This window comes from Iodobacter violaceini (genome assembly GCF_011601265.1).
Lineage (GTDB): Bacteria > Pseudomonadota > Gammaproteobacteria > Burkholderiales > Chitinibacteraceae > Iodobacter > Iodobacter violaceini.
The window spans coordinates 14860-41070 of record NZ_JAAOLX010000007.1 but is presented as its reverse complement, the minus strand read 5'-3'; the positions used below and the strand labels follow the sequence as shown (position 1 = coordinate 41070).

Genomic DNA, 26211 nt, shown 5'->3' with positions numbered 1-26211 from the left:
AATACTTAAAATTTGAACACACCAAAAATCAGCGTAGAGACAATCGTAATCGACAAACCGACTGCTGTTTCGTAAGGAATCACTTTGAGGCGCTCTGTGATGCTCATATTGACCGCACCGCCCGTGGCGTGGAAGAAACTACCGTGCGGCATATGATCAAACACGGTAGAGCCCGCGTGGATCATGGCGGCTCCTGCAAGAGCAGGGACGGCAAGCTCAAGCAGGGTGCTGCTGAATACTTGCGACGCAACCACAGTGCCTGCGGTGGTGGATGCGGTAGCCAGCGACATCAGCGCACCTGATATCGGGGCCAGCATATAGGCTGGCAGGCCGGAGCTTTGCAGCGCTTCGATCAGTACCGTTTTAAGGCTGGACGCGCCGATAATCCCGGCCAAGGTACCCGTTCCCAGCAGCATAATCGCCACCGGAGCCATGCGGCCCAAGCCCGCTACGGCAAATTGATTGCTGTCTTTAAAGCGGCCCATCGCCAGCGCACCGAGCAAGCCGCCAAGGGGCAGGGCGAGCAGCGGGTCGATCACAATGCCAAATACGGGCCGAAGCGACAGCAGGATAATCGCCACCAGCGGGGCAACTATTGCGGTGGAAAAGGAAGGCAGGGCTTTGCGGTCAAAAGCAACTACTTCGCTGGCCTCTACTTTGCTGCCTTTATTGGCCAGCTTTTTGGCAATGAAATAGGCAACCACTAAGCCAACCAAACCCGGCACTATCCCCGCCGCCATTACCGAGGTGAGCGGCACATGAAAAGCATCGGCCGCTGCAATCGCATTCGGGTTGGGCGACATCACATTGCCTGCCTTACCGCCTCCGATCATGGCCAGCAGAATCGCCATTTTGGACAGGTCGGCCTGGCGCGCAATCGCGAGGGCAATCGGGGCTACGGTAATCACCGCCACATCAATAAATACGCCAACGGCGGTTAAAATCATGGTGGCGATTGCCAGGGCCAGGAGCGCACGGGTTTCGCCTGCTTTTTTGACGATGGTATCGGCAATACTGGCTGCCGCGCCTGATTCGATCAATACCCCTGCCAATACCCCGGCGGCCAGAATCCGCATCACGGCAGGGATGATGCCTTTTGCACCACCCATCATTAAATTAACGGTGCTGGATAAATCCACGCCACCCACAATCCCGCCAACTAAAGCGCCAACGATCATGCCGTAGGCGGGCGGCACTTTTCGTAAAATCAGAAAAATGGCAACAACGAGCGCACTGAGCGCCCCAAAAGTGCTGACTTCCATCGCTTGAAACTCCTGTTCAGGCTGGTATTGCAGATAGCGGATGTTGAACAGGATAAACGCCCTGTGAGGGGATATCTTCGTGCGGATGCATAAAAATAACTAAGGTTATTAGTGTAATTTTTGGATTTTATTACATATGGTTTATTTCTATGCAATTTGCAAAGCGGCATAGAGCAAAAATCGCTCGTCTGTTTTGCTGAGGGTAAGGCCGGTAATGGCCTCAATCCGGCTGAGGCGGTAATCCAGCGTGTTGCGGTGAATATGCAAAAACTGCGCTGTTTCTACGTGTCGGGTATCGCAGGAAAACCATGCTTGTAATGTTTTACGCAGCTGGCCATTGCTATCCTGGTGCTCAAGATTTTTAAGCGGAATACGCAGTTGTGCGGCTTGCCAGCCTGAATTTAATCCGGCCAGCAGCACCGGCAAGCTTAAATCCTGATAAAAAAAACAGGCCTGCTCCGGTTTGCGTGTTTTGCCGATTTTTAGGGTGGTGATGGCGCTTTGATAAGACAGCGCCACTGCATTGGTCGCGCTAAAATATTGCCCCAGTGCGATGCGTACTCCCAGCCTGCTTTTGCTGGCGACCCGCGTGAGTAAATCGTGTACGCGCAGCCGGTGCTCTTCCGGATTCCAGCGTCCCTGATGATCCAGTGCTGGTTTGAGTACCACTAATTCGGTTAAAGAAACGGTGGCAACCAGATTATCGCGCTCTGGTGTGCTCAGCAGGGTTTGCAGCTCTTGTAACTCGGCCAATGCCGCATCAATACCCAGCGTGCCGCTGTCTACTTCAATTACCGCCACTACGCGCGGGCGCTGGATATCGACGCCCAGCTTTTGCGCCCAGGCTTCCAGGTCTGAATGCGGTGCGGCTTCGCCTTTGATCAGTTGCAAAACCAGCTCTTCGCGGTAGCGGGTGTCTCGCCCCAAGGCCTGAATCAGCCTTGCTTGCTCCAGGCTCATTTCAGCTGTCATCCGCACCAGCTCGCCATAGTGGCGCACCGCATCGGGCTGGCCTGTGATGCCGACCACGCCCACAATTTGCCCGGCAAGGCGCAAAGGTAAATTCACACCGGGGCGCACGCCGTGCAGCTGCTGCGCCATGGCATCGTCAATTTCTACAGTGCGCTGCTGAGATAACACCAGCAAAGCGCCTTCATGCTGCTTGCCCAGCCGCTCTGCATCACCACTGCCGATCACCGTGCCCGAGGCATCGATCACATTCACATTGCTGCCAATAATCGCCATGGTGCGATTAACGATTTCTTGTGCAAGAGCGGCATTGAGCAGAGACATAGCGGGCCTGGAGGTAAGGGGTTTAAATCGTGATGCCAAAAATATCTTTCATCACATTTTGGCCTGCACGGCTGATTTGCAGGCGGCGGCTGTCTAAATCCTGCTCTGCCCAGCCGCGTTTTTTGGCCAGCTGCAGCAGCGCCGCGCCGAGTGCGCCGCCCAGATGTGGGCTGCGCTCGCTCCAGTCGAGGCAGGCGCAGGCAAAACGGCGGCGTTTCTTTGCCAGCTCAGGCAAATCTATGCCCAGTTTACTGAGGGCCTGCTGGCCTTGTCCGCTTAAAACATAGTGGGATGCATTGTTATCGCAGGCGAGCAGCCAGCCCATAGCAAATAAGCGATCGTGTAATTGCACTGCCACCGTCCCCGCCATATGGTCGTAGCAGGTGCGCGCTGCTTGCAAAGAATGAGGCGTGTTGGGGCTAAATGGCGCTTTGGGCGTGTTTGAAATTAATAGCAGCGCTTCGAGCGCCGATGCCACATCGTGGTTATGCAGGCGGTAGTAACGATGCCTGCCCTGGGTCAGCATGCTGACAAGTTGCTCGGCTTTTAGCCGTGCTAAATGGGCACTGGCGGTGGATGCGCTCACTTCCCCAACGATGGCCAGTTCGGTTGCGGTACGGGCTTTGCCGTCGAGCAAACTGCAAAGCATTCTGGCCCGGGCTGGTTCGGCAATGGCGGCGGCAACGCTGGCCAGGCGGGTGTCTTCCATGGTCAGCTCCAGGGCGTGTTGAATAGTGGGGCGTATTTCATATTTCGCTCCGGAGCGAAGTAAGCGGTGCGGGCAATCTACACAATATCGCCATGATTAAACAAGCATGGATGGAATGCGATGCCCTCTGCAAGGATTAACCCGCTGGTTGCGGCAGCTCATGAACACCCTTATCCCTATTACGCAGCACTGCGAAATGAAGCTCCTGTTTTCTTTGATGCGGAGCACAAAATATGGGTGGTGAGCAGGGCAGATTTGATTATGCAGCTGATGCAAAGTCCGCATTGTGTGGTGCGCCCGCCAAACGAGCCGGTCCCTGCTGCAATTGTTGGAACGCCAGCGGCTGAAGTATTTGCCCGGCTGATTCGGATGAATGAGGGGCAGGCGCATCTGCCTTTAAAGCAGGCTATCGGGCGCAGCTTAGCCTTGGTTGATACGGCGTGTTTGCCACAGCTGGTTAAAAAATGGCGCAGAGCGGAATGCGACTTGCACGCGCTTTGCCATTTTGTGCCGGTGGCCGTATTGGCCGATTTGCTGGGCTTTGCGCCAGAGACCCAGCCCGAAATAATGGGCTGGCTTGCCGATTTTGTGGCTTGTCTTTCCCCATTAAGCCGCGATGCAGATCTGGCCAGGGCAAGCGTGGCGGCGCAGTGTTTATTGACGCATTTCACAGGAGTTTTGGAGGGGGATGTACCGCAAGGCAGTGTGCTGGCGAATCTCTTGCAAGATTCTGAAGGCATCGATCGCCAAGTTTTACTTGCTAATTTGATTGGCCTGCTGACACAAAGCTATGAAGCCACGGCGGGTCTGCTTGGCAATTGCCTGATTGCGCTGCAGCAGCAAGGGATGTCGGATGATTTGCCTCTGACTTCCTTTGTAGAGGAAGTGGCCCGCTATGATCCATCGGTGCAAAACACCAGGCGTTTTGTGGTGCAAGACCTGGAAATCAACGGCCAGCTGCTGCGCAAAGGCGATGCTGTGCTGCTGCTCCTGGCGGCGGCTAATCGTGATGCTGCCTTTAACGCAAAGGGCGATGATTTTGCACAAGGCCGCACCGATCACCGCAGCCTGAGCTTCGGCTATGGCCGGCACAGCTGCCCCGGGCAGGCGCTGGCAATCAAAATAACCACGGCTGTTTTGAGCGACTACCTGGCGCAAGTGGGTATGGCAGGGCCCATGCAATGGAGATACCAAGCCTCAGTCAATGGGCGAATTCCCAGGTTTATTAGCCATCAGGAAAATGTGATTTAGCTTTCATTCCGAACTTGTTTTTCTCCGTGAACCTCCTTTTTTCTGGTGCCTAAGTGGTTTAAGAGTTGGGGGTCGCTGTGCAACATTTCTTATTAAATGGACTCCCTATGATTGCTGTCATTTTTGAAGTTTGGCCTGCGCAAATGCAGGATTATTTAAGTATTGCTGCCGGTTTACGCAGTGAATTGGCCGAGCAGGATGGCTTTATCTCGATAGAGCGTTTTAGCAGCCTGAGCGAGCCGGATAAGCTGTTGTCTTTGTCTTTCTGGCGAGATGAAGCGGCAGTAAAAGCCTGGCGCTGTAGTGGGCAGCACAGAGCTGCGCAGTCGCTTGGCCGCCAGCAGGTTTTTGCAGATTACCGCCTGCGTGTGGCAGCGGTGACACGGGATTATGGTTTGAATGAGCGCGATCAGGCGCCGGAGGATAGCTTGGTCATGCACGGCTGAATGGGGGTGTTTTGTCGTAAAAGTATGCAGCCTTGCTACTTTTTTACGACAGAGGTTGATTGCATCGAATGTTATGCTAGTCGTCTTGTTTTATCAGACTGGCAGGAAGAAAACGCGATGGCTTGGAAGTTTAAACGTTGGTCCTGGTTCAAAACCGCCATGGTTTTATTGCTGCTGCTCGTGCTTGGCTGGGGAGTAAAGGCGATTTTCTTTCCCAGTAAGGCCGCTCCCCAGTACACCACGGCGAAGGTGCTTAAGGCCGATATTGAAAATGCAGTGCTGGCCACTGGTATTTTGCAGGCTTTTCGCAAGGTGGACGTGGGTGCGCAGGTTTCAGGCCAGCTGCAAAAGCTGGAGGTCGAGCTGGGTGATCGGGTCAAAAAAGGCCAATTGCTGGCGACGATTGATCCGGAGCTGGCACAAAACGAAGCACTCAATGCCGAGGCTTCTTTGGAAGGCTTGCTCGCGCAAATGCAATCAACCCAGCTGCAATTGGAGCAGGCAAAAACAGAATATGCCCGCCAGCAAACCCTGCTAAGCCGTGAGGCAACATCTAAGCAGGCGCTGGAAGAGGCGGGTTTAAAATTCAGAACGTTGCAGTCTGATTTGGCACAACGCAATGCCGATATTAAAAAAGCTAAGCTCACGCTCGATTCGGCAAAAACCCGTCTTGGCTACACCCGCATCCTGGCGCCCATTGATGGCGAAGTGGCGGCGATTACAACTTTAGAGGGGCAGACCGTCATTGCGGCGCAACAAGCGCCCAATCTGTTAACCCTGGCCAATTTAGACACCATTACTGTGAAAGCGCAGATTTCCGAGGCGGATGTGATGAAAGTCCGTGCCGGGCAGACCGTGTATTTCACTACCCTGGGCCAGCCTGATAAGCGTTATTACGGCAAGCTGCGTGCCATTCAGCCCACACCAGAGAAAGTAAACAACGCCATTTTTTATAATGCGCTGTTTGAAGTGCCTAATCCGGTACACGCCCTGCGCCAGGATATGACGGCACAGGTAGCCATTGTGCTTGATCACGCTAAAAGTGTTTTAACGATTCCTGCCATTGCGCTTGGAGTAAAGGCTAAAGATGGCCGCTACACCGTGCGGGTGGTGGGCGCGGATGGCATTGCGGTTGATAAGCAGATTAAAACGGGCCTGAATAATAATGTGCAGGTGCAAGTGCTCGATGGCTTAAAAGAAGGCGATCTGGTGGTCACAGGTGATGCGGCCTTAAGTAAACCAGAAACCTCAGTCACGGTTGGAGCATAGCCTTGCGTAAACCCTTATTGGAACTCGCCAATATTGTACGCAGCTTCCCAGCTGGTGATGGTGAGGCGGTGGTGCTGAACCAGCTGAATTTGTGTATCCATGCCGGTGAAATGGTGGCCATTATGGGCGCATCTGGCTCGGGCAAATCCACGCTGATGAATATTCTGGGCTGTTTAGATAAGCCAACGTCTGGCACTTATCTGGTGAATGGCCGGGACGTATCCGGCTTTGATAGTGACGAGCTGGCGGGGCTGCGGCGGGATCGTTTTGGCTTTATTTTTCAGCGCTACCATTTATTGCCGCATTTATCGGCGCAGGGCAATGTGGAAATGCCGGCGGTGTATTCGGGGCTGGCTAAGGATGCGCGGCAGGACAGAGCCAAATCTTTGCTCAGCCGCCTTGGCTTAAACGATAAATTTGAGCACCGCCCCAGCCAGTTGTCCGGTGGCCAGCAGCAGCGGGTAAGTATTGCCCGCGCGCTCATGAATGGCGGGGAAGTGATTCTGGCTGACGAGCCAACCGGTGCGCTCGATAGCCATAGCGGCGAAGAAGTCATGAATATCCTGCGTGAGCTGCACGCGCAGGGCCATACCGTGATTATTGTGACCCACGATCATAAAGTGGCGGATTGCGCCGAGCGTATTGTAGAGATCAGTGATGGCCGCATCATCAGCGATCACAGTAAGCCGGTGGATGTGGTGGTGGAAGGGAAAATTGCGCCACACCGGCGGGAAGTCATATCGCCAAGAGTTGTGTTAGATCGTTTTCTAGCGGCTTTAAGTATGGCCTGGCGGGCGATGTCGGCCAATCGGATGCGCACCCTGCTTACCATGCTGGGGGTCGTGATCGGGATTTCTTCGGTGGTATCGATTGTGGCGATTGGCGAAGGGGCTAAGCGCAAGATTCTGCAAAATATTGGCGAAATTGGCAGCAATACGATGAGCATTTTCCCCGGAAAAGACTGGGGGGACGATAGAGCGGGCAGTTTGCGCTCCCTGTTGCCCGGGGATATTCATGCGCTGCAAGCGATGCCTTTTGTAGATAGTGTCACCCCAAGTACCAGCACCAGCTTGCGGCTGCGCCATCGATCCTTGGATATTGGGGCCAGTGTGAGCGGGGTGGGCGAATATTATTTCCGGGTTAGTGGTTTAAAGCCGGAGCTGGGCCGCTTTTTTAATAGTGAAGACGTGACGGCTCAAGCTCAGCTGGTCGTGATTGATCACAATACCCAGCGCAAACTTTTTCCAAAGGGGATGGACCCCATAGGGCGGGTGATTTTAGTGGGCAATCTGCCGGCCACGGTGATTGGTGTGACGGCAGAAAATAAGAGTGCTTTTGGCGGTGGCGGGCAATCTTTGCAAGTTTGGCTACCCTATACCACTACGGCTAATCGCCTGTTTGGGCAGCAATATTTTAACAATATCACGGTACGCATCAAGGATGGTCAATCCTCTGCCGCTGCTGAGCAAAGTATCGAGAAACTGCTGACTTTGCGCCATGGCAGCAAGGATTTCTTTATTAACAATATGGATAGTATTGTTAAAACGATTGAACAAACCAGTCAGATGCTCGCTTTGCTGCTCTCTATGATTGCGCTGATTTCCCTTGTAGTGGGGGGGATAGGTGTGATGAATATTATGCTGGTGTCGGTAACCGAACGAACGCGTGAAATTGGTATTCGGATGGCGGTGGGCGCAAGGCAAAGCGATGTCATGCAGCAGTTTCTAACCGAATCGGTGCTGGTTTGCCTGATTGGCGGTGTGATTGGGGTTTCAATTTCATTGGCTATTGGCACTTTGCTGGCTTTGATCCTGCCCGATTGGAAAATGATTTTCTCTCTTGGCTCTTTTGTTGCGGCCTTTATTTGCTCGACGCTGATTGGGGTGTTTTTTGGCTTTATGCCTGCGCGCAATGCGGCGCGTTTAAACCCGATTGAAGCCTTGGCGCGAGAATAAAAATGAAAAAAATAATCTTATTATCCACCGTGTTACTCAGTGCTTGCGGCTCTTTGCTTAGCCCAAGCCCCAGTGCTCCTTTGCCTGCACTTCCCGACCAATGGACAGAGCAGAATCATCAGGCAAACCCTCAGCGTGGAGCGTGGTGGCTGGCGTTTCACGATGCCCAGCTGACCCAACTGATTGACGATGCTTTGCAAAGCAATGCCGATTTATCTGTGGCGGCTATCAGGCTACGCCGTGCGCATCTTAGAGAGGGTGTGAGCGAGCACGCGGCCTTGCCGGTTTTGAGTGGTAGTGGTGGCGGCAGTGTGAATCGCAGTTTTGATCCCGTGGTGAATCGTCAGAGCTACAACCTGTCGGGCACGGCCAGCTATGAGTTTGATCTGTGGGGGCGTTTGGCGGGTGACAGAGCCGCAGCCAGAGAAGAGCGTATTGCCACTGAGGCCGACAGGCAGGCACTTAAATTATCGATCTCTGCATCGGTGGCCAGCCAATATTGGATGATTGCGCTATTGGATCAAAAACTGGCCGCCAGCACGCTTAATTTGCAGCAGCAGCGGCAGGTGTTGGCGATTGCACGGGCTAAAAATCAGGCTGGGGCTTTGGCAAAAAGCGAGGTACTCAGTGCTGAACAAAGTTTATTAAGTGAAGAGGCTAATCACACCCAGCTTTTACAACAAAGAAAAGCAGCATTTTATAGCCTGAGTTTATTGTTTGACCGGCCTCCGCAGAGCTTCACTCTGGCTGGAGCCAGCTTGCCGCAGGGTGATTTACCTGTGATTGCGGCAGGTGTTCCTGGCGAAGTGCTGGGCCGCCGCCCTGATTTACAGGCGCTGGAGGCCAGATTAAGGGCCAGCCTTGCGCAAGTTGATGTGGCCAGAGCTGCGTTTTACCCCAGCTTTTCGCTGACCACCAGCTTAGGTAGCAGCAGCGCAGCCTTAGCCGAGCTATTTCAGAACCCTGTTGCATCTGCAGGCTTAAATTTGGCACTGCCTTTTTTTGATTGGGAAAAGCATCAGCTGAATTTAGACATCAGCCGCAGCCAGTATGAAGAACAGCTCACTACATTCAGGCAAGGGCTTTATAAGGCATTGGCCGAAACGGAGCAGGCACTGGATGCCCGGTCTCGTCTTGACGAACAAAATCAACAGTTGACTCAATCTTTGCAGCTAGCAATTAAGCTGGATGGCATCGCTCAGGCACGTTTTGAAGCAGGGGCTACGGATATCCAGCCCTGGCTGGACGCCATCGCCCGTCGCCGCAACGCCCAAACCAGCCTGCTGCAAAATCGCTTTGATCAGGTGAGTAATTTGCTGGCCATTTATAAAGCTTTGGGCGGGGCGGTGGAGTAGGGGGCATAAGTATCCATACACATTAAGTCGTACCACAGTGCTGCAACCCCCCTTTTTTTTAAAAGGGGGCAAGTACATTAAACGTATGTTGCGGCCGATGTTGTTATTGATTTGGCATTAAACCAAATGAAACTGCTGCATTTCTACGGATAGTGCTTTTGATAACTCGCGCAGGTGACGAGCGTTGCCAGCAGCTTTTTCTACTGCACTGCTGCTGGCAGAGGATAGCTGTGAAACACGGTCGATATTATCGACCACCTTAATTGCCTGTTGAGATTGCTGATGCAGCGAGCTACTGATCCCGCTAATCACTTCCCCCATTACCCCGGCATCAACACGGATGGTTTCGATGGCCGTGCCTGCACGACAGGCCAGCTCTACGCCTGTTTCTACTTTGTTTACACCATTATTCATATGCACTGCTGTGTATTCGGTGCCTTCCTGAATTTTGCGCACTTTTTCGGTAATTTCCTGTGTGGAGCTGGCGGTGCGTTCGGCCAGTTTTCTTACTTCATCTGCAACAACGGCAAAGCCACGTCCTTGCTCGCCCGCCCTTGCTGCCTCGATGGCCGCATTGAGGGCAAGTAAATTGGTTTGGTCGGCAATATCCCGGATGACTTGCACAATCACAGAGATTTGCTGGGCATGGCCGGTGAGCATGGCAACACTGCCAGAGGCTTCCTGCACGGTGGCGGCAATGGTTTTGATGCTGTCTACTGTTTCACGGATGACCTGATCGCCACGGTTTAATGCTTGGCCGGAGATCTTTGTCATGTCACTGGCATTGCTGGCGCTGCCCGATATTTGATTAATGCTGGCTACCAGCTGTTGCACGGTTTCCCGCATGGCGAGCATCGAGCTGGATTGGTTTTTAACTAAATCTTCCGCCTCATCAGAGGCATTGCCAATGGCATTTGCGCCTTGTTCTATTTCCCGGGCTGCATGTGAAACTTGCTGCATGATATGGCTGAGTTTGAGTTGCATATCCCCCATGAGAGCCAGAAAACTATCGGGAATGCGCCCGCTCATTTCTATGCGGTGGGCAAAATCTCCACCTGCCATATAGGAAATATGCTGTCTTGCCTCTTCTACCGTGCCACCAATGGTATTGCGCAGGGCCACAAAAGTGCGCCACAGCATAAATAGGGTCGAGATTCCCACCAGAATAAAGATGATTTTAGCGATGCTTGCAAGTTGGTTGGCATCGAGCACTGCCTTTGCCGTTCGTGCCTCTAACAGGGTGTAAAACTCGTCAATAGGCTGCATGATTTTGGCTTTATTGGTGTGATAAGTCTTGTCATGCATCATGGCCCGGGCCTTGGCGTAGCCCTCTTCTGCACCTTCCCCCGTTTTTTTGACGAGACCCATTGCTTCTACTTCGGTGTTTACCAGCCCATCAGAGTTCTTTTTGGCTTCAGTGAGCTTGCCAAACTCCTCATCGGTGAAACCCAGCTCTTTCATCATTTCTAAGAGAGGGCGTTTTACTGCGGAGTCTGCCCTTGGTGCGCTGCCTGTGGCGGCCACAAAATCCCAATAGATACGGTTGTAGTTTTCTGGCCGTGCTTTTTCGCCATTACGGATCGCCAAAATATCCATATATTGTTTTTCGTAAGCAGGATCACGCGAAACTACATAGGTGCGTGCCAGCCGGGTTAAATCATCTGAAGACTGGCGTAGTTCATCGGCCAGTAAATAGGATTGGTAGCGTTGCAAATGGGCGTCGTCCACGCGCAAATGCAGGCCGACATAGATGGCAAACAAGATGACGAGCGTAATTAAACAGCCGATAGACGCCATTAGATTTTTTTGGAAGGAAGACATTGCACACCACCATTTGGGGTTACCGTTCATGCTTACTATGGTTGAGCGCTGATAACTAAAGGGCAGGATTTTTATTTTACTGACAGCAGGTCATCAGAGCGTAAATTAACCTTACGCAGGTTTTTTGCGCTTAATGGCGTCATTGTTGGGTTTTAAGGTTTTACTTACAAAAATAAGCCGTTTGAGTAAATTGATTTTTTGTAAGTTTTTAAGGCTGTTTTGCACAGCAAAAAGCAATCTGGCAAAGAGGTTTTGTGGAGGACGCTGCCGTCAGACTGAATATTGAGTAAGCATAAAATACGCCATAAATTCAAAAAATCAGCTCAGGTAGCAGAGTTTTTGCCCTGGCCAGGCTGGTTTTGTATGTAAATTGGGGCGCTGGCTCAATAAATAATGCGATAGAGTGGTGTTAGGCTAGGAAGTGTATTTTGAATCTGGCATCTTAGGCACAAGGTATTATTGCTTAAGCTTACATATAACAAATATCAAACACCAGCCAAAAACAAGCAGCTTGTGTCTTTGAACGGGCAGCCTCGCAATACCAAAAATAAGTGCTGTGGTTATTGATGAACGGTAAGCATTATTATTTTGCTATTTTAAAACGCCGCAGTATTCCTCTAAATCGTTTTCGATTAAATCGTACATTAACGCTGGTTATGCCGTAGTGCAAAAGCTAAATGCAGTGCTGCTACTTGTTCCTGCGATGAGTGATCACTAAAGAAATGATTTTTGCCCGGTGATTATCTTTGGTGTCTTGCAGGCTATTGAGCACGATTTGCTCTGTTTTTTTATCGTCCTGATGATGGTTTCTTTCCATCATATCGCTGAGCATCAGTTGCTTTAGTTTTAAATAGTGCCCGTCGCATTGCTCAAGTATTTGTTCAGCAATATAGGCGGGGGAAGCAATGAATTGAATTTTTTCAGTTAATTCGCTGCTGATACACTTTGTCCATTGAGCAATTGCCCCGCCGACAAGAATTTGCCCATCATCTTGTTTTGCCTCTTCTGCCTGAGCAATTGATGAACAGAGTATAAATACACAGCAGATGGTCCTGATCTTCACGCTAAGCCTGCTCAATATGTGAATGGGTAATGCAATAGCGCAGTTATCTGTTTCTGCGCTATTGCATCTGGCATATATCATAATCTTAAACAAGAAATACGACTATTGTCAGGATGTTGGCTGTGAATATAAAAAGACGTATTAAGGCGGATTGGACTAATGCCTGGGCTGCTCAGGTGATTGAGCTGGCCCATTGAATTTACTTCGTTTGATTCAGCCAGGCCAAAGCACCCAGCCCAGCCTGTCTGCCGCTGGCAAGGCAGGCGGTAATTAAATAGCCGCCGGTGGGGGCTTCCCAGTCCAGCATCTCACCTGCACAGAATACGCCGGGCATTTTTTCCAGCATCAGCTCCGGGTTTATTGCTTCAAAGCGCACGCCGCCCGCGCTGCTGATGGCTTCGTCTATTGGCCGCGTGGCAAGCAATTTGAGCGGCAGGCCTTTAATGGCAGCGGCCAGCTTATTCATATCGTTAAAATCATTGCGGGAAATTTCTTCACGCAGCAGGCCCGCTTTTACGCCCTCAATGCCTAATTTGCGGCGCAAATGGCTGGCCATGGAGTCCGCACCGCGCGGGCGCTTCAGGTCTTCCAATACGCGCTCCAGTGATTTTCCCGGGGCCAGATCCAGCAGAATGCCGGCGCAGCCATTGGCTTTGATTTCATCACGTAAAGCCGCAGAGAAGGTGTAAATCAGGCTGCCCTCCACACCGCCCTTAGTCAGTACAAATTCACCTTGTTTACGCACGCCTTTAAATTCAATGGCAACGGCTTTTAGCGGCGTGCCGGCAAAGCGTTCGCTTAAGTGATCGCTCCAGCCAATATCAAAGCCGCAATTAGCAGGCTCTAAAGGCGCGATATCGATGCCTTTTTCTGCCAGCAGCGGCTGCCACAGGCCGTCGGACCCCAGCTTGGCCCAGCTTGCGCCGCCCAAGGCCAGAATGGTGGCATCGCTGCTGTGGCTGATTTCGCCCTCTGGTGTTGCAAAACGCATTTGTCCTGCTTCATTCCAGCCCAGCCAGCGATGGCGCACATGAATACGCACGCCGCTGCTGCGTAATCTGGAAATCCATGCACGCAATAGTGGTGCTGCCTTCATTTCTTTTGGAAAGACCCGGCCAGAGCTGCCTACAAAGGTTTCAATACCAAGGCCGTGAACCCATTCTTGCAAAGCTTCGTTGCCAAAGGCGGCCAGTATCGGCTGCAGCTCCTTACTGCGCTTGTCATAGCGGGCTAAAAATGGTTCTGCAGCTTCAGAGTGAGTGATATTTAAGCCACCCACACCAGCCAGCAAAAATTTACGCCCTACCGATGGCATAGCGTCGAAAATATCTACGTCTGCTCCGCCTTGGCTAAGGATTTCGGCGGCCATAAGGCCGGCAGGGCCGCCACCAATAATGGTGACAGATTTGCGGGGAGTAGAAGCAGTGGTCATGAAAGGGCCTTACGGTAAGGGCTCCCAAATCTGATCGAGATGGGGCGGCAGAGCGGGCTAATGAGAAATGAGGCAGCCTGATTAAAAGTGGCTGCAGCTATCAGTGGCATAGCATGAATGCGCTGTATTTTAGCAGATTAGTGCGCCGTATATAGGCGGCATAAATTGACATTACTCTGGGGTCTTTAGTGTTGTTTTTTTATTTCGTTTGTTGTGTGTAAGAAACCGTAAGCGTATAAAGGCGGCAAGCATGCTGTATTCATAAACGGCGGCGGGTTTTTTTGTTGGATCACTCCTTTAAAAGAGCAAATGATGAACGGTATATTGCAGCATCTTCGGATTGTGATTGGGTTTGCTGTTGCGGTTTTAGTGTTTTTTTCTTTACATATTTTTGTGGCCTCGGTTTCGGCCAATCATGTGGGGGTGGAGTTTAACCGGATTGATGGCAAGGTCGAGCCTGTGCCGCTTTCCAGTGGCTGGCACTTGATCGGCATCGGTACCAGCGTGGTCGAGTTTCCAACCTTTACTCAAACCTACACCTGGACCAAATCCGCTTCGGAAGGCTCGCCTACGGATGAATCAATGAATTTTCAGGTGGCTTCCGGCATTGTGATCAATGCCGATATCAGCATTTCATACAGTATTGATTCGGGCAAAGCGCCGGTTCTGTATCAAAAGTACAAGCGCGGCTATGAAGAAATCACCAGCCAGATTATCCGTAATGGTATCCGTAATGCGCTGAATAATTACGGCAGCAAATACGATGCAGAGGGCTTGCTGGCCGGGGGAAAAATCAAGCTGGCCGAAGAAGTACGCGCCAAGATAAATCATGAAATGAACACCTACGGCATCATGGTCGAGCAATTTGGCTTTGTGAACGAGCTGCGGCTGCCATCCAATATCCAATCGGCCATCAATGCCAAGCTGCAAGCCACACAAGAAGCTTTAAGATCCGAAGCCATGCTGCGAAAAAACCTTGCTGATGCTGCAAATGCCGTGGCCGTTGCCAAAGGGCAGGCGGATGCAAAAATTGCCGAAGCGCAGGGTGATGCCCGTGCCCTGGAAGTGGTGGGGGAGGCGATCAAGAAATATGGCGCAGAAGCAGCTCAGCTTAAAAATCAGACTTTGTGGATAGAAAAGTGGAATGGTCAGCTGCCAACCACCAGCCTTGGGACGAATACAACCGCCATGATCGGTGTGGGTAAAGCTAATTAAAGCTTTAAGTTAAAGTGCGCCTTTCAGCAGAGCCATCACCATATAAGGCGTAGTGTTTGCCTGGGCCAGCATGGCCGTGCCCGCATACTGCAAAATGTGGGCACGGGTAAGGTTGCCGGTTTCGGCGGCAAAATCGGCATCCCATATCCGGCTTCGGGAGGTGCTCAGGTTTGCCAGTGCGCTTTGCATGCCAGATACAGCCTGAATAAAACGGTTTTGATACGCACCTAATGTGCTGCGGGCACTATTGACGATATCCAGTGCGCTATCCAGTGAAGCAATGGCTTTTTGTGCATTGGCTGCAGTTAAAGTATTCAGAGAAGTAATCCCGGCGATAGTGGCAATTGCTGTTGCCGCCGTGATGCCCGAGCTTAATCCTGCGTTTTCAGGCGCTGCCCCGGCGACGCTCAGCCCTTCTTCGCTAAAGCTGGAAATCGTGATCGTCCCGCGATTGCTGGCCGCACTGCCGCTGCTGGTGGCGGCCCCCGCTATATTGCGGCTTACTGATCCTGCCGTGCTGGAGATACTGGTGCCTGATGCGCCTGGCGTGTTGTCATTTAAAACAACAGTACCGCCGCCATCTGAAACACTAAAGGCGCTGAGTGCGGCAGCCGTCAGCACATTGCCCTGCGCCATCGCGATGGCGCTGCTGAGCGCAGATGAAACCGTTGCTGCATTATTGCTGGCGCCCGGTATGTTTAAATCAACATGGCTGGCATCCACTACAGCAGACCCTGACGCAGAATTACGCACAGTAAAGCTGATGCCGTTCACTGCAAACTGCGCTCCCGCCCCAACATTAGCCGCAATATTAAAGGTGTTTTGAGCCGCCACAGCTGCTGTTCCCTGCGTGCCTACTGAGCCTGCTGCCAGGCCTGTCTGGTTAAGAAAGGCTGCTTTATTTGCTGCAGCAGCAGCGGTATTGGCCGCTGTACCACTCAGGCCGATATTAATATTGCGGCCATCGGCTGCGCTGATTGTGACTATCCCTGCGCTGGCGGTGGCGGTTACGCCTGTCTGAGCCGAAAAATTGGCAATCGCATTTGCAAAATTAGTGCTCTGGCTGCTTGCATCTGTCCCCGCACTGACCGGGCCAATATCCACGCCATTGATGCTGAAGGCGGCAATCGCTGTGAATGAGCCGGGCGCGGCGGTGGTGATTTTTGTGGCATTGGCTTTGGCACTTACGCCAGAGGTGGCCGTGGTTTCATTGATTGCTGCGGCAATAGCAAAAGCACTGTCTGCAGATTGCCCTGCGGCAGCGCCTTGCGTTGACGCGCTGACCGATATTTTATTCAGTAATAAATCCCCTGTATTCAGCTGGGTGCTTATTGTTTCGCTCTTTAGCGTGGCCTCAAATGATGAGCCGGTACTGCCTAAATGCGATGTTTGCATATTGCTAATCGAAGCAATGCTGATTACATCTTCCTGATTTGCGCCCACATAAAATGAATGTGAATTAAAACTGCCGTCTAATAAACGAATGCCATTAAATTGAGCAGAGCTGGCGATGCGCTGGATTTCTGCACTCAGCTGCTGAACTTCATCATTAATGAGTTTGCGGTCTGTGCTTGAAACAGGCGCATTGGCCGCCTGAACAGACAGTTCACGCATACGCTGCAGGCTGTCGCTGATTCCGCTCATCGCCCCGTCTGCAGTCTGTACCATCGAGATTCCATCATTGGCATTGCGGATGGCCTGGCTTGTGCCATTGATTTGTGAAGTCATACGGCTGCTGATTGCCAGCCCCGCAGCATCATCCTGTGCATGGTTGATACGCAGGCCGGATGAAAGGCGATTTAAGGAAATAGCCAAAGCACTTTGCGACATACTCAGGCTGCGCTGAGTACTGATCGCCGTAAGGTTGGTATTCAGGCTTATCGCCATTTTCCTATCCTGATTCTCTCAGTGAAATGCCGCATAAAACTAAGCAAACATTGAGCCGGGCAGGGCCATTCAATCGTTGTGATCAGGCAAGCATAAACAAGCATCGTATTGAATCGTTTTTACCTGGCTTTCATCAGGAAAACCGCCCAATCAACCCGCCGGATGGCTTTGATATAAAAGACGAAATTAAAGCCACCGTCATCCGCTATATCGGATGAAATACAGAGGACTTAAGTACATTTTCTGGGGGCGCAGAATTAATGGCGCTAACAGCCACAAGAAGTTTCCCGCGAATCATGGGCCAATGATTTGCTGAAAGACCATGTTTTAAAGCGGGCAATAAGCTGCTGCTTGAAATGGGTGCACTTACCTGGCTAAAGATGGCAAGGCCATGCTGTCCAGTAGCTTACCGGGCAGAGGCCGCTCTGACGCCGGGAGTGTATGTGGTCAATCTATCCATGCTGTACGGAGTGGGAGCGGAGGATGAATAACGCCCTCTCTGCCCAGCCAGAATGCGGCTTAAGTGAAATTCCACCGGCAGGCGCTGCGGCACTGGCAGCGTTCCTGTCTGCTCCCCCCTCAGGCCCTGCCACCTGCTCAATTAAAACCAGCTTTCTTACTTCCCGTGTGGCCGATGTGGCGGCAAGTGCTGAACAACGTAGCGGACTTTTTAGCGTGTTCACATGAGGACAACGTGTTTCTGTTTGCCCAAATAGAAAATCTCGGCTTCTTGTCGGCGGTGCTGGCGACAGCGAAGGGCTACCAACTGGTCCCGGCCCAATCATTGGCAATGATAGAGCCGCCCATTCCTTAATCCGTATTCCCGACGCTGGGGGCTTTGGGGTAACGCTTAGAATAAGCAAACGGATGCAATACAGACCATAAACGTAAAAACCGCTCCGGGCAGAGCGGTTTTTTTAGGTCTGTAATACGCTCAAGGCCATCATGCCCCCAGAAGTATCACACTGTGCTTTATTATAAGAGGCCTTGTTTCCTTGTGACTCTATGGCCAAGAGGTCTGAACTCTCCCTAGTATCGGCTCAAAGAGAGCAAGGCTATATTCCTTTTTTTGCTTTTGCGGATTCTAATCAATTTATTCCGTGGACTTAAGTGACAGTACCCGACCCACTACCGAGACTCAGCAAGCTTTGCTATGAGTTGCAGGTATCGAAAGTGAAGCTGCCGTACAGTGTCCAATGCTGAGCTTCTGCACTTCTGCACTTCTGCACTTCGGCCTTTGCGAACAGTTTGCCTCTTTGTTGATGCCCGAAATTACCAAGCCACTACACACCAAGCAACAGGAATAAAATCGCTTATATGAAAACACCTTATGTGCCCCACATCTTCGGAGAGGAAGTAGAGCGAAAGCTGACCAGTCGCCTAGGCTGGCTCACAGCAGGTGTCGCATCATCAATTCCTTGGCCATCCTTGGACGTATGCGTCGTTTATGCAGGCGACGAGTATTTCCTGCGCGGAACAAAAAACGGCGACAATACTTCACCTCCTTGCATAACCATCGCTTGCAAGGATGGTGGTGTCGATGATGCGATTGCCAAGATTTACAGATTCACTTCGATACTGAGCTGGTTCGAAGGGGGGTATGTAGATGTGTCAGGCTACATATGGGGCAGCCATCCTATCCTTTATGGCGGACGCACCGTTTACTCGTCTATGGGAATCGCTGGCGACAAATCGTTCAACTGCAATCACATGCCCATCGTCGAACAGGAAAACGTGCGCAAGGCACTGGCATTTTGGCGAGAGGGAGAGCGGCTCGATGAAATCCACGATAGCTATGCATTTTTGAGTTTTTACAAGGTCATAGAATCACAGTTTTCCAATGGCAAGAAGAAAGCAGAATGGATAACCGCGCACATTGACAAACTGACTGACCGTGCCGCGATACGCGTGGCAGAACTTAGAGCTGCTGGTACAGATGTGAGCCGTCATCTATTTGACAGTGGTCGCTGCGCTGTGGCTCACGCGTCGCTAGATGGTGAAATTGTTGATCCAGACATTCCGGAAGACAGACGACGCCTAAGCGCAGATCTTGTGATCATGAAAGAACTAGCGCGCATCTTTATACGCGACGAGCTTCGAGTTCTTGACTCACGTTCACTTTATCGGGAGCGGGATCGCCTAGAGCCTTGGGCTTCGCTACTGTCACAGGAAGTATTAGAGTCACTAAAAAACGGAGGGGCTCCAGACCAGGTGTCCGCACTTACAGGACACATCGTGTCCATCGGACTGTGGCCAGACGGGCCAATACCTGGTCTTGAACGAATGACAATGCATACCGTCGCAGTTGAAAGCGGTGTAGTCAAGATTGTGCTTATCAACGACCGAAAAACTATACTGCTGGTTTTCTTTCTTGACTATCGAAGCGGGCGAATACACACGAACCTTGAAGATGGCGGACTGCTCAATGGCGAAAGTAAACCTACCGAGAATGATGTAAAGGCGTATGCCACGTTCTTCTACAAAGTCTTTAGCAACGGTATTGCCGAACTCACTTGCGGCGAAAATGAGCCGGTGGATTGTGAAGTCGTGATTCCCGTAAACATGATGATGACAATGTCTGCGGAACAGGCGATTGCAGACGCTGTTGAGCGGTTTCGAAATGAAAACGCGGCAACCAACGATCCGAGGCCGCAAGCAAGTTAGTTGAGCGAATAGCTCTTCATGCGTTTCTGTGTTGTTAGTCTGGCTTAGCTAACTGCCTCTACCATGTACATGGAACTTAACTGAGATGAAAACCAGTTTTACTGTTGATGAATTCAAGCAGGCTTTCCTGAATGTAGTGATGAACTGATTTTGATCAGAGACAAAGAGGTTTTGATAGTCCGCTAAGGCCGAGGAGCGGAAGAATTGCTGAAGGCTTGAGTGCCTGCAATCGTGAATGTTGCGGACGCACAACCGAGAGCAATCATTACGTCTGAGGGGCTGCTTCTGAAGTAAGTGAGATATGTTAAGCATACAGGTCATACCATAAGCACATGGTCGTTCTTAACGTAGAGATAGGCTATGTATTGGGGTAAATGGGGGGGGGGCTATTAAAAGCTAAAATGCAACGCGATTATCTAACAGCGCGATTTGATGGGGGAATGGCCCCAAACGTTGATTGTTGGTAGATTTGATACCAACAAATATACCAACAATGGTGGCTGGCTTTCCCGGTACTTGTGTGAATGACGGCTAATGTAAAAAGCCCCGCAATCGTTAGATTTGCGGGGCTTTTCTCTCTGGCGCTAACCAGAGAAGTATCTGGTGGCTATGGCGGGACTCGAACCTGCGACCCCAGCATTATGAGTGCTGTGCTCTAACCAACTGAGCTACATAGCCTTAAAGAGGGACGCATTATGGTGGCTTTTAATTGAGCTGTCAACACCCTTTATGAGAATTTGGCGATATTTTGTTATTTTATTTTTTTGTACTGTGCTGAAATGTGATGGCTCTGCTGATAGCTGCTTGAATTTGTTCAAAATTAAAAGGTTTTGCGATGAAATCATCCATGCCAGCTTCAAGGCAGGCCGCGCGATCATCGGTGAGTGAATTGGCGGTAAGCGCGATAATCCATGGCTGGCCGTAGCATTCTGGCTGGGCGCGTATGGCCCGGCAGGCGCTTAGTCCGTCCAGGATGGGCATGGATAAATCCATCAGCACAATCGGGAAACGCATGATTTTTAGTATTTGCAGTGCCGCTTCACCGTTATCTGCCACGGTGGCGCGTGCGCCAGCTTGCTCAATGCAGCGCCGGGCTACAAATTGGTTGACGGCGTTGTCTTCAGCAATGAGCACATGTAAATCAGGGGGAAGTTGGGTGGGGGCGGTTTTTTCAGGCCGGACAGGCGTGGTGAGATCGCTGCTTTGCAGCGGTAAATGGATTAAAAAAACGCTGCCCGACCCGTATTCGCTGCTTAGCTGAATATCGCCGCCCATCAGCTCGATAATGCGCGCGACAATCGCCAGCCCCAGGCCTGTGCCTCCGTATTGGCGGGTGATTGAGCTGTCTGCTTGTGAGAAGGGCTTAAATAATGTGCTGAGCTGTTCTTGCCTGATGCCTATGCCGCTATCGCTTACTTTAAGCGTCAGCGTTTGTTGTGATTGCTCTGCATGGATGGAAACGTAGCCGTGGTCGGTAAATTTGATGGCGTTGCCTAAGAGGTTTTGTAAAATTTGCCTCAGGCGCAGCGGGTCGCTTTTAACCCACTGCTCTACATTACTATTGATTTCTAATGTGAGTGAGAGCTGTTTTTTGCTGGCGACAGGATGGTAGAGCTTGACAATATCGTGCAGTAATTCTGGCAGGTTTACCGGGGTAGCTTCCAGCGTCATTTGGCTGGCTTCAAGCTTGGAGTAATCCAGAATCTCGTTAATCAGCGTTAAAAGGGAATCGCCACAACGGCTGAGTGTGGCCAGCATACTGGCCTGGTCTTTGTTAAGCGGGCTGTGTTCCAATAATTGGGCAATGCCCAAAATGCCATTTAGCGGCGTGCGAATTTCGTGGCCCATTATGGCCAAAAAGCTGCTTTTGGCCCGTGTGGCTGCCTGGCTTGCATCAAGGGCGGCTTCAAGCTGTTTTGTTCTTTGTGCAACCCTTGCTTCCAGCTGATCGGCCAGCTTTTGTAAGGCTTGGTTGGCGGTATAGAGTTCCAGACTTTTGGCTTCGAGCAGCGCTTCGGCTTCTTTGCGGGCTAATCTTTCTCTTTGGCTGCGTTTTTGCAGCCGCTGAAATTCATGCTCATCCATGGCGGCTTAATTTAAACAGATCGTAATCAGCGTGATTTTCTGTATCTAAAGAAATAGCTTGGCCAAAATAGCGGATACAGCCTGTGAGCAGGCCTTGGGCAAAGTCGCCCATTTTTCGAGGTGAATTGTATTTAAGGGTGAGGGCATTGAGGCTTAATCGTTCGGCGCTAAAGTGGGGCAGCTCCGCATCAGGGTAAAGCTTCAGCACTTCAGCATGAATGATTTGCTCTATCCCTTGTAAAAAATCCAAAGGGTCTTGTACATCGGTAAAAAACGAAGGGTAGAGCGCTACAAACCGGCCAAAGAGGTGTTCGCCAAATAGATGTAAGAGCTTAGCGACTGGTAATTGGGATTTTTCGCTTAGCGCGTTAACCAGGCTGATGATTTCGCTGTGCTGATAAGTGCCCACCGCAGTATAAATGCCGCCAGATGGCAAATCAGTTTCATCCAGCAACTGATCTGCCATTGCATCGCCCCAGGTTTGCTCAACCAGCTCTAAAAACTCAGTAAAAATAATGCCTTTCATGAGGAGCGCTCCATGGTTACCTCTCCTCAATATAGGGGCAAACTTTACTTAAAGCTCGCCCGAGCGGTCCCGCCCGCCCAGTCCAGGTGCTGTTTTTCCCTGCAGCTCTTTTGAGAAGGCAATTACTTTAAACAGCTCGCCCATTTCTGCATTGCTGGTCAGTTTTTGTAAGGCAGTCGACATTCTCAGGTATTCCACGCTGCCAACTTCCATTTGTGCGGCGCGGTTTAAAATGCCTGCATCGATCAGATAGCTGGCTTGCGAGGTGTAGCCTTCAAGGCTGAGGCCCGCCTGATCGGCCGCATTATAAATAGCTGAGAAATCAACGTGGCAAGTGATATCCGTCAGGCCAGGCAAAAAGAAAGGATCGTGAATGCTGTGGTGGCGGTAATGGCCAATCAGCGTGCCCATGCTGCGCTCCGGGTGATAAAACTCGGCGGCCGGAAAGCCGTAATCGATAAGTAAAATCATGCCAAATTGCAAGCTTGCAGCCAGCGATTTAATAAAACCCTGCGCTTCCAGCTGAATCTCGGTGGTGTACTGTGGGATATGCGGAAGAGGTTCGCAGGCCACTTCCAGCCGCAGGTCTTCGATACTGCGGTGCTCAAATGCCAGATCGATGCCATTTTCAACCACACCGCATTGCAGCCAGTTATAGCCGTCAAAGCGCACTAGTTCGCAAGGCATGGCATCCAGCACTTCATTGCCCACCATGACGCCAATAAACTGTTTGGGCAATTCATCCAGCCATGTCGCTTTATGGGCTAAATGTGGGACAAGGGTTTGCAGGGTTTTACGCTGGCGCTCGCGTAATTCGCCTGATAGCTCCAGAATAAGGTATTCGCTGGGCAAGGCTTCAAGGCGCTCTAATTCCAGTAAGATTTGTGCGGCAAGCTGGCCGGTTCCTGCGCCAATCTCTAAGACATCCCCGCCGCATTCTTGTAAAGCATGCGCCAGTGTATTGGCGATGCAGGTACCAAACAGCGGTGATATTTCCGGAGCGGTAACAAAATCGCCCGCGCCGCCAAATTTAGCCGCGCCGCCGCTGTAATAGCCAAGGCCTGGTGTGTACAGCGCCATACGCATATAGTCGGCAAAAGAAATCCAGCCTCCTGATTCCTTGATCTGTTGGCGAATATGTAAGATTAAGGCCTGGCTGGCTTGCAGCGCCTCATCTGATGGCGTTGGGAGTTGCGGATTAGTCATGAGGGCGGGAAAATCGCGGGCATAAAAACAATATTGTATGGGGCGGGGGGAGAATATGCAGCACAAAGTGGTATTGAGTGCCGTTGGTGCGGGAAATGAAGCATGGGGCAAGGGGTGAGTATGCAACATAAAGTCGTATTAATTACCGGCGGGGCAAAAAGGGTGGGGGCGGGGCTGGCCCGCTATCTGCATGCCTGTGGCTGGAACGTGCTGCTGCACTATCGTTCTTCTGCCATGGCGGCAAAGCAACTGGCAGATGAACTGAATGACACTCGTCCGGCATCAGTTGCGCTGGTGCAATTAGATTTGCTCGACACCACGCGCTTGCCAGAATTGGTATCTGCTTCAATTAGTGCATTTGGCCGCTTAGATGCCGTGGTTAATAATGCCTCATCTTTTTTCCCAACGCCGATGGGTGAATTCAGCGAAATGGCATGGCTGGATTTACTTGGCTCTAATTTAAAAGCCCCTTTGTTTTTAGCACAGGCCGCTGCCGGCGAGCTTAGAAAAACGGGCGGGGTGATCGTCTCAATTACGGATATCCACGCCGACCGGCCTTATAAAAATCACACTATCTATACCATTGCCAAGGCAGGGCTGGTGGCTATGACCAAGTCTTTGGCCAGAGACCTGGCCCCTGATGTACGCGTGAATGCCGTCGCCCCCGGTGCCAATATCTGGCCGGAGGGCGATTCTGTGTTTGATGATGCCGAGCGTGCCCGCATCATCGATACCATTCCTTTGGAGCGCAACGGCAGCCCCGAAGATCTGGCCCAGGCGATTCACTTTTTGCTGGAAGCCCCCTATTTAACCGGCGTTATCCTGCCGGTGGATGGCGGCAGGAGTGTGGTGCTGTAGTTAAGGGGGGCTGCTAATCCTCATCCAGCTGAGTAAAATACTGCGTCAGATGATCAATCAAGGCCCGAACGGATGGCAATAATCCGCGGCGGGATGGAAACACGGCATGAATAATCTCCTGCTTCGGGGCCCAGCCCGGAATCAGCTGCACCAAAGAGCCCTCTGCCAGCTGTTCCCGCATCATCATCATGGGCAGCTGCACAATACCAACCCCCGCTTGTGCCGCGTTTCTCAAAGCCAGCATATCGTTGCAAATCAGCTTTGGGCGGTGATGGATTTCGGCCTTTGATCCATCCGGCCCCAGTAAGCGCCAGATAAATTCCTGCTGAGGCACGCCCAGAGCAAGGCTGGGCCAGCCGGATAAGTCTGCTGCAACAGCGGGTATGCCTTTTTCAGCCAGCAGTGCAGGGCTGGCCACTAAGCACTGTTTGCGCTCCCCCAGTATCCGCATCACCAGATCGCTGTCTTTGATAGGGGGCGGCAGCACCCGGATAGCTAAATCAATCCCTTCCTCAATGAGATCAACCCGGCGGTTGGTGGCTTCTATCTGCACGCTGACACGGCGGTGCCGGGCCATAAAGTCTGCAATCATCGGGGCTACGCTTACTTGCAGCAGCGCAATGGGGCAACTCATCCGCACGACTCCGCATGGCTCGGTCTGCGTTTGCTCAATCACCTCTTGCGCCGCATCTGCCTCTACCAGCATGGCTTTGCAATGCTCATAGTAAGTCTGGCCCAGCTCGGTTACAGAGAATTGCCTTGTGGAGCGCTGAATCAGCCTTACTCCTAATCGCTCCTCCAGCATGGCAATCCTTCTGCTTAATTTGGATTTGGGTATCCCAAGTGCCCGCCCGGCAGGGGCAAAGCCACCGTGATCGACAGCCTGTACATAGTAGTAAAGGTCATTTAAATCCTGCATATCGGCCTTATCGTTCTAAAAATAGGACTATGAGGTTAGATTTTACTATCTATTCAGCCAAACTTGCCCAGTTTATGCTTCTTGCATCGTTCAACTTTGGTCCAGCAAGGAGATTTACATGAAAAAGATTCTCGGCCTCTACAGCGCACCCCGTCAGCATTGGGTTGGTAATGGTTTTCCTGTGCGCTCCATGTTTTCTTATGCCAATCATGGCAAACATTTAAGCCCCTTTTTGCTGCTGGATTACGCAGGTCCTGCGGAGTTTCCTGCATCTGCCAAGCCAGCAGGGGTTGGCCAGCATCCTCATCGTGGTTTTGAAACGGTGACGATTGTTTATAAAGGCGAAGTGGCGCATCGGGATTCCGCAGGCAATGGCGGTGTGATTGGCCCGGGAGATGTGCAATGGATGACAGCGGGCTCGGGTATTTTGCATGAAGAGTTTCATTCCGAAGCGTTTACCCGCTCGGGCGGCGTATTGGAAATGGTTCAGCTGTGGGTGAATCTGCCTGCCAAAGACAAAATGACTGATCCTGCCTACCAGGCCATCGTAAACCAGGAGATTCCAACGCTGGCCCTGCCGGATGCCGCAGGCACGATGCGGATTATTGCTGGCCAGTACGATGGCCAAAAAGGCCCGGCCCACACCTTTACCGCGATGAACGTGCTGGATTTACGCCTGAATCAGGGCGGAATCAGTGAACTGGCGATTCCTGATGGCTGGAACGCGGGGCTGTTTGTGCTGCATGGCTCAATAACGGTCAATGGCAATACGGTGGCGAATGAAACACAAATGGTACTGCTGGATCGCGCTGGCAGCAGCGTGGCGATCGAGGCCAATAGCGATGCCGTGGTGCTGCTGCTTAGTGGTGAGCCGATTGATGAGCCTGTAGTCGGGCATGGGCCGTTTGTGATGAATACACAGGAAGAAATCATGCAGGCCATGGCTGACTTCAATAGCGGCAAATTTGGGCAAATGCCTGTTTAACGGCAGCGCT

The 26211-nt window shown here is 51.6% G+C and carries 22 protein-coding genes and 1 tRNA gene; 11 read left to right on the top strand and 12 right to left on the bottom strand.

Features of this window, described 5'->3' with window-relative positions:
- Positions 1-5 precede the first annotated feature (5 nt).
- From HA050_RS13960 to HA050_RS13950, 3 genes are all read right to left on the bottom strand, one after another.
- Positions 6-1262, bottom strand: coding sequence for a GntP family permease (locus HA050_RS13960; protein ID WP_166827285.1), 1257 nt, complete (start codon positions 1260-1262; stop codon positions 6-8).
- A gap of 147 nt (positions 1263-1409) precedes the next feature.
- Positions 1410-2555: a sugar diacid recognition domain-containing protein gene (locus tag HA050_RS13955; RefSeq protein ID WP_166827282.1), complete on the bottom strand. Its 1146-nt coding sequence runs from the start codon at positions 2553-2555 to the stop codon at positions 1410-1412.
- A gap of 22 nt (positions 2556-2577) precedes the next feature.
- A complete protein-coding gene (locus HA050_RS13950) occupies positions 2578-3264 on the bottom strand; it encodes an ArsR/SmtB family transcription factor (RefSeq protein WP_166827279.1) in 687 nt (228 codons plus the stop codon).
- A gap of 120 nt (positions 3265-3384) precedes the next feature.
- On the opposite strand from HA050_RS13950, the gene HA050_RS13945 reads away from it, so the two are divergent.
- The 5 genes from HA050_RS13945 to HA050_RS13925 all read left to right on the top strand — a co-directional run bounded on the left by HA050_RS13945 (position 3385) and on the right by HA050_RS13925 (position 9540).
- The gene (locus tag HA050_RS13945) at positions 3385-4515 is read left to right on the top strand and encodes a cytochrome P450 (RefSeq protein WP_166827276.1); all 1131 of its coding nucleotides are present in this window, start codon (positions 3385-3387) and stop codon (positions 4513-4515) included.
- Positions 4516-4622: 107 nt separating this feature from the next.
- The gene (locus HA050_RS13940) at positions 4623-4961 is read left to right on the top strand and encodes an antibiotic biosynthesis monooxygenase family protein (RefSeq protein ID WP_166827273.1); all 339 of its coding nucleotides are present in this window, start codon (positions 4623-4625) and stop codon (positions 4959-4961) included.
- 117 nt (positions 4962-5078) lie between these two features.
- Entirely contained in the window at positions 5079-6230 is a 1152-nt protein-coding gene (gene macA, locus HA050_RS13935) for a macrolide transporter subunit MacA (protein ID WP_166827270.1), read from the top strand.
- 2 nt (positions 6231-6232) lie between these two features.
- Positions 6233-8185, top strand: coding sequence for a macrolide ABC transporter ATP-binding protein/permease MacB (gene macB / locus HA050_RS13930; protein ID WP_166827268.1), 1953 nt, complete (start codon positions 6233-6235; stop codon positions 8183-8185).
- A gap of 2 nt (positions 8186-8187) precedes the next feature.
- Positions 8188-9540 carry an efflux transporter outer membrane subunit gene (locus tag HA050_RS13925; protein ID WP_166827265.1) on the top strand — a complete coding sequence of 451 codons (1353 nt, stop codon included), beginning with the start codon at positions 8188-8190 and terminating at the stop codon, positions 9538-9540.
- A gap of 117 nt (positions 9541-9657) precedes the next feature.
- Here the strand turns inward: HA050_RS13925 and HA050_RS13920 are convergent, their stop codons facing one another.
- The 3 genes from HA050_RS13920 to HA050_RS13910 all read right to left on the bottom strand — a co-directional run bounded on the left by HA050_RS13920 (position 9658) and on the right by HA050_RS13910 (position 13856).
- Entirely contained in the window at positions 9658-11361 is a 1704-nt protein-coding gene (locus HA050_RS13920; protein ID WP_205836438.1) for a methyl-accepting chemotaxis protein, read from the bottom strand.
- A gap of 688 nt (positions 11362-12049) precedes the next feature.
- A complete protein-coding gene (locus HA050_RS13915; protein ID WP_166827264.1) occupies positions 12050-12517 on the bottom strand; it encodes a hypothetical protein in 468 nt (155 codons plus the stop codon).
- A 106-nt stretch (positions 12518-12623) separates the two neighbouring features.
- Positions 12624-13856, bottom strand: coding sequence for a TIGR03862 family flavoprotein (locus HA050_RS13910; protein WP_166827261.1), 1233 nt, complete (start codon positions 13854-13856; stop codon positions 12624-12626).
- Positions 13857-14168: 312 nt separating this feature from the next.
- On the opposite strand from HA050_RS13910, the gene HA050_RS13905 reads away from it, so the two are divergent.
- Complete coding sequence (locus HA050_RS13905) at positions 14169-15071, top strand: SPFH domain-containing protein (RefSeq protein WP_166827259.1); 903 nt, start codon at positions 14169-14171, stop codon at positions 15069-15071.
- Positions 15072-15080: 9 nt separating this feature from the next.
- Here HA050_RS13905 and HA050_RS13900 read toward each other — a convergent pair whose 3' ends face one another.
- Complete coding sequence (locus tag HA050_RS13900; protein WP_166827257.1) at positions 15081-16958, bottom strand: flagellin N-terminal helical domain-containing protein; 1878 nt, start codon at positions 16956-16958, stop codon at positions 15081-15083.
- Between the two features lie 26 nt (positions 16959-16984).
- Here HA050_RS13900 and HA050_RS13895 point away from each other — a divergent pair, with 26 nt between their 5' ends.
- The 3 genes from HA050_RS13895 (at position 16985) to mauJ (ending at position 19622) form a co-directional block, all read left to right on the top strand.
- Positions 16985-17176, top strand: coding sequence for a hypothetical protein (locus HA050_RS13895; RefSeq protein ID WP_166827254.1), 192 nt, complete (start codon positions 16985-16987; stop codon positions 17174-17176).
- A gap of 265 nt (positions 17177-17441) precedes the next feature.
- Entirely contained in the window at positions 17442-17645 is a 204-nt protein-coding gene (locus HA050_RS13890) for a hypothetical protein (RefSeq protein WP_166827252.1), read from the top strand.
- Between the two features lie 630 nt (positions 17646-18275).
- A complete protein-coding gene (mauJ, locus tag HA050_RS13885) occupies positions 18276-19622 on the top strand; it encodes a methylamine utilization protein MauJ (protein ID WP_166827249.1) in 1347 nt (448 codons plus the stop codon).
- 601 nt (positions 19623-20223) lie between these two features.
- Here mauJ and HA050_RS13880 read toward each other — a convergent pair.
- From HA050_RS13880 to HA050_RS13865, 4 genes are all read right to left on the bottom strand, one after another.
- Positions 20224-20300, bottom strand: a tRNA-Met gene (locus tag HA050_RS13880).
- A 78-nt stretch (positions 20301-20378) separates the two neighbouring features.
- Positions 20379-21707 carry an ATP-binding protein gene (locus HA050_RS13875; RefSeq protein WP_166827247.1) on the bottom strand — a complete coding sequence of 443 codons (1329 nt, stop codon included), beginning with the start codon at positions 21705-21707 and terminating at the stop codon, positions 20379-20381.
- A complete protein-coding gene (locus tag HA050_RS13870; protein ID WP_166827244.1) occupies positions 21700-22233 on the bottom strand; it encodes a heme NO-binding domain-containing protein in 534 nt (177 codons plus the stop codon). The genes HA050_RS13875 and HA050_RS13870 overlap by 8 nt, the downstream gene beginning before the upstream one ends.
- A gap of 48 nt (positions 22234-22281) precedes the next feature.
- Positions 22282-23439, bottom strand: coding sequence for a class I SAM-dependent methyltransferase (locus tag HA050_RS13865; RefSeq protein WP_166827241.1), 1158 nt, complete (start codon positions 23437-23439; stop codon positions 22282-22284).
- A gap of 120 nt (positions 23440-23559) precedes the next feature.
- On the opposite strand from HA050_RS13865, the gene HA050_RS13860 reads away from it, so the two are divergent.
- The gene (locus HA050_RS13860) at positions 23560-24297 is read left to right on the top strand and encodes a pteridine reductase (protein WP_166827239.1); all 738 of its coding nucleotides are present in this window, start codon (positions 23560-23562) and stop codon (positions 24295-24297) included.
- Positions 24298-24310: 13 nt separating this feature from the next.
- On the opposite strand, the gene HA050_RS13855 is transcribed toward HA050_RS13860, so the two are convergent.
- A complete protein-coding gene (locus HA050_RS13855) occupies positions 24311-25216 on the bottom strand; it encodes a LysR family transcriptional regulator (RefSeq protein ID WP_166827236.1) in 906 nt (301 codons plus the stop codon).
- Positions 25217-25334: 118 nt separating this feature from the next.
- Between HA050_RS13855 and HA050_RS13850 the strand changes: the two genes are divergently transcribed.
- On the top strand, positions 25335-26201 hold the full coding sequence (locus HA050_RS13850) for a pirin family protein (RefSeq protein ID WP_166827234.1): 867 nt from the start codon (positions 25335-25337) through the stop codon (positions 26199-26201).
- Positions 26202-26211 lie beyond the last annotated feature (10 nt).

Excerpts from the sequence above, each read along its gene's own strand:
- HA050_RS13940 (WP_166827273.1), top strand. The coding sequence starts at position 4,623 with ATGATTGCTGTCATTTTTGAAGTTTGGCCTGCGCAAATGCAGGATTAT.
- HA050_RS13850 (WP_166827234.1), top strand. The coding sequence starts at position 25,335 with ATGAAAAAGATTCTCGGCCTCTACAGCGCACCCCGTCAGCATTGGGTT.
- HA050_RS13855 (WP_166827236.1), bottom strand. The coding sequence starts at position 25,216 with ATGCAGGATTTAAATGACCTTTACTACTATGTACAGGCTGTCGATCAC.
- HA050_RS13960 (WP_166827285.1), bottom strand. The coding sequence starts at position 1,262 with ATGGAAGTCAGCACTTTTGGGGCGCTCAGTGCGCTCGTTGTTGCCATT.
- HA050_RS13900 (WP_166827257.1), bottom strand. The coding sequence starts at position 16,958 with ATGGCGATAAGCCTGAATACCAACCTTACGGCGATCAGTACTCAGCGC.
- HA050_RS13905 (WP_166827259.1), top strand. The coding sequence starts at position 14,169 with ATGAACGGTATATTGCAGCATCTTCGGATTGTGATTGGGTTTGCTGTT.
- HA050_RS13865 (WP_166827241.1), bottom strand. The coding sequence starts at position 23,439 with ATGACTAATCCGCAACTCCCAACGCCATCAGATGAGGCGCTGCAAGCC.
- HA050_RS13895 (WP_166827254.1), top strand. The coding sequence starts at position 16,985 with ATGCCGCATAAAACTAAGCAAACATTGAGCCGGGCAGGGCCATTCAAT.
- HA050_RS13945 (WP_166827276.1), top strand. The coding sequence starts at position 3,385 with ATGCCCTCTGCAAGGATTAACCCGCTGGTTGCGGCAGCTCATGAACAC.
- HA050_RS13870 (WP_166827244.1), bottom strand. The coding sequence starts at position 22,233 with ATGAAAGGCATTATTTTTACTGAGTTTTTAGAGCTGGTTGAGCAAACC.
- HA050_RS13890 (WP_166827252.1), top strand. The coding sequence starts at position 17,442 with ATGAATAACGCCCTCTCTGCCCAGCCAGAATGCGGCTTAAGTGAAATT.
- HA050_RS13910 (WP_166827261.1), bottom strand. The coding sequence starts at position 13,856 with ATGACCACTGCTTCTACTCCCCGCAAATCTGTCACCATTATTGGTGGC.
- HA050_RS13860 (WP_166827239.1), top strand. The coding sequence starts at position 23,560 with ATGCAACATAAAGTCGTATTAATTACCGGCGGGGCAAAAAGGGTGGGG.
- HA050_RS13920 (WP_205836438.1), bottom strand. The coding sequence starts at position 11,361 with ATGTCTTCCTTCCAAAAAAATCTAATGGCGTCTATCGGCTGTTTAATT.
- HA050_RS13955 (WP_166827282.1), bottom strand. The coding sequence starts at position 2,555 with ATGTCTCTGCTCAATGCCGCTCTTGCACAAGAAATCGTTAATCGCACC.
- mauJ (WP_166827249.1), top strand. The coding sequence starts at position 18,276 with ATGAAAACACCTTATGTGCCCCACATCTTCGGAGAGGAAGTAGAGCGA.
- HA050_RS13925 (WP_166827265.1), top strand. The coding sequence starts at position 8,188 with ATGAAAAAAATAATCTTATTATCCACCGTGTTACTCAGTGCTTGCGGC.
- macA (WP_166827270.1), top strand. The coding sequence starts at position 5,079 with ATGGCTTGGAAGTTTAAACGTTGGTCCTGGTTCAAAACCGCCATGGTT.
- HA050_RS13950 (WP_166827279.1), bottom strand. The coding sequence starts at position 3,264 with ATGGAAGACACCCGCCTGGCCAGCGTTGCCGCCGCCATTGCCGAACCA.
- HA050_RS13875 (WP_166827247.1), bottom strand. The coding sequence starts at position 21,707 with ATGGATGAGCATGAATTTCAGCGGCTGCAAAAACGCAGCCAAAGAGAA.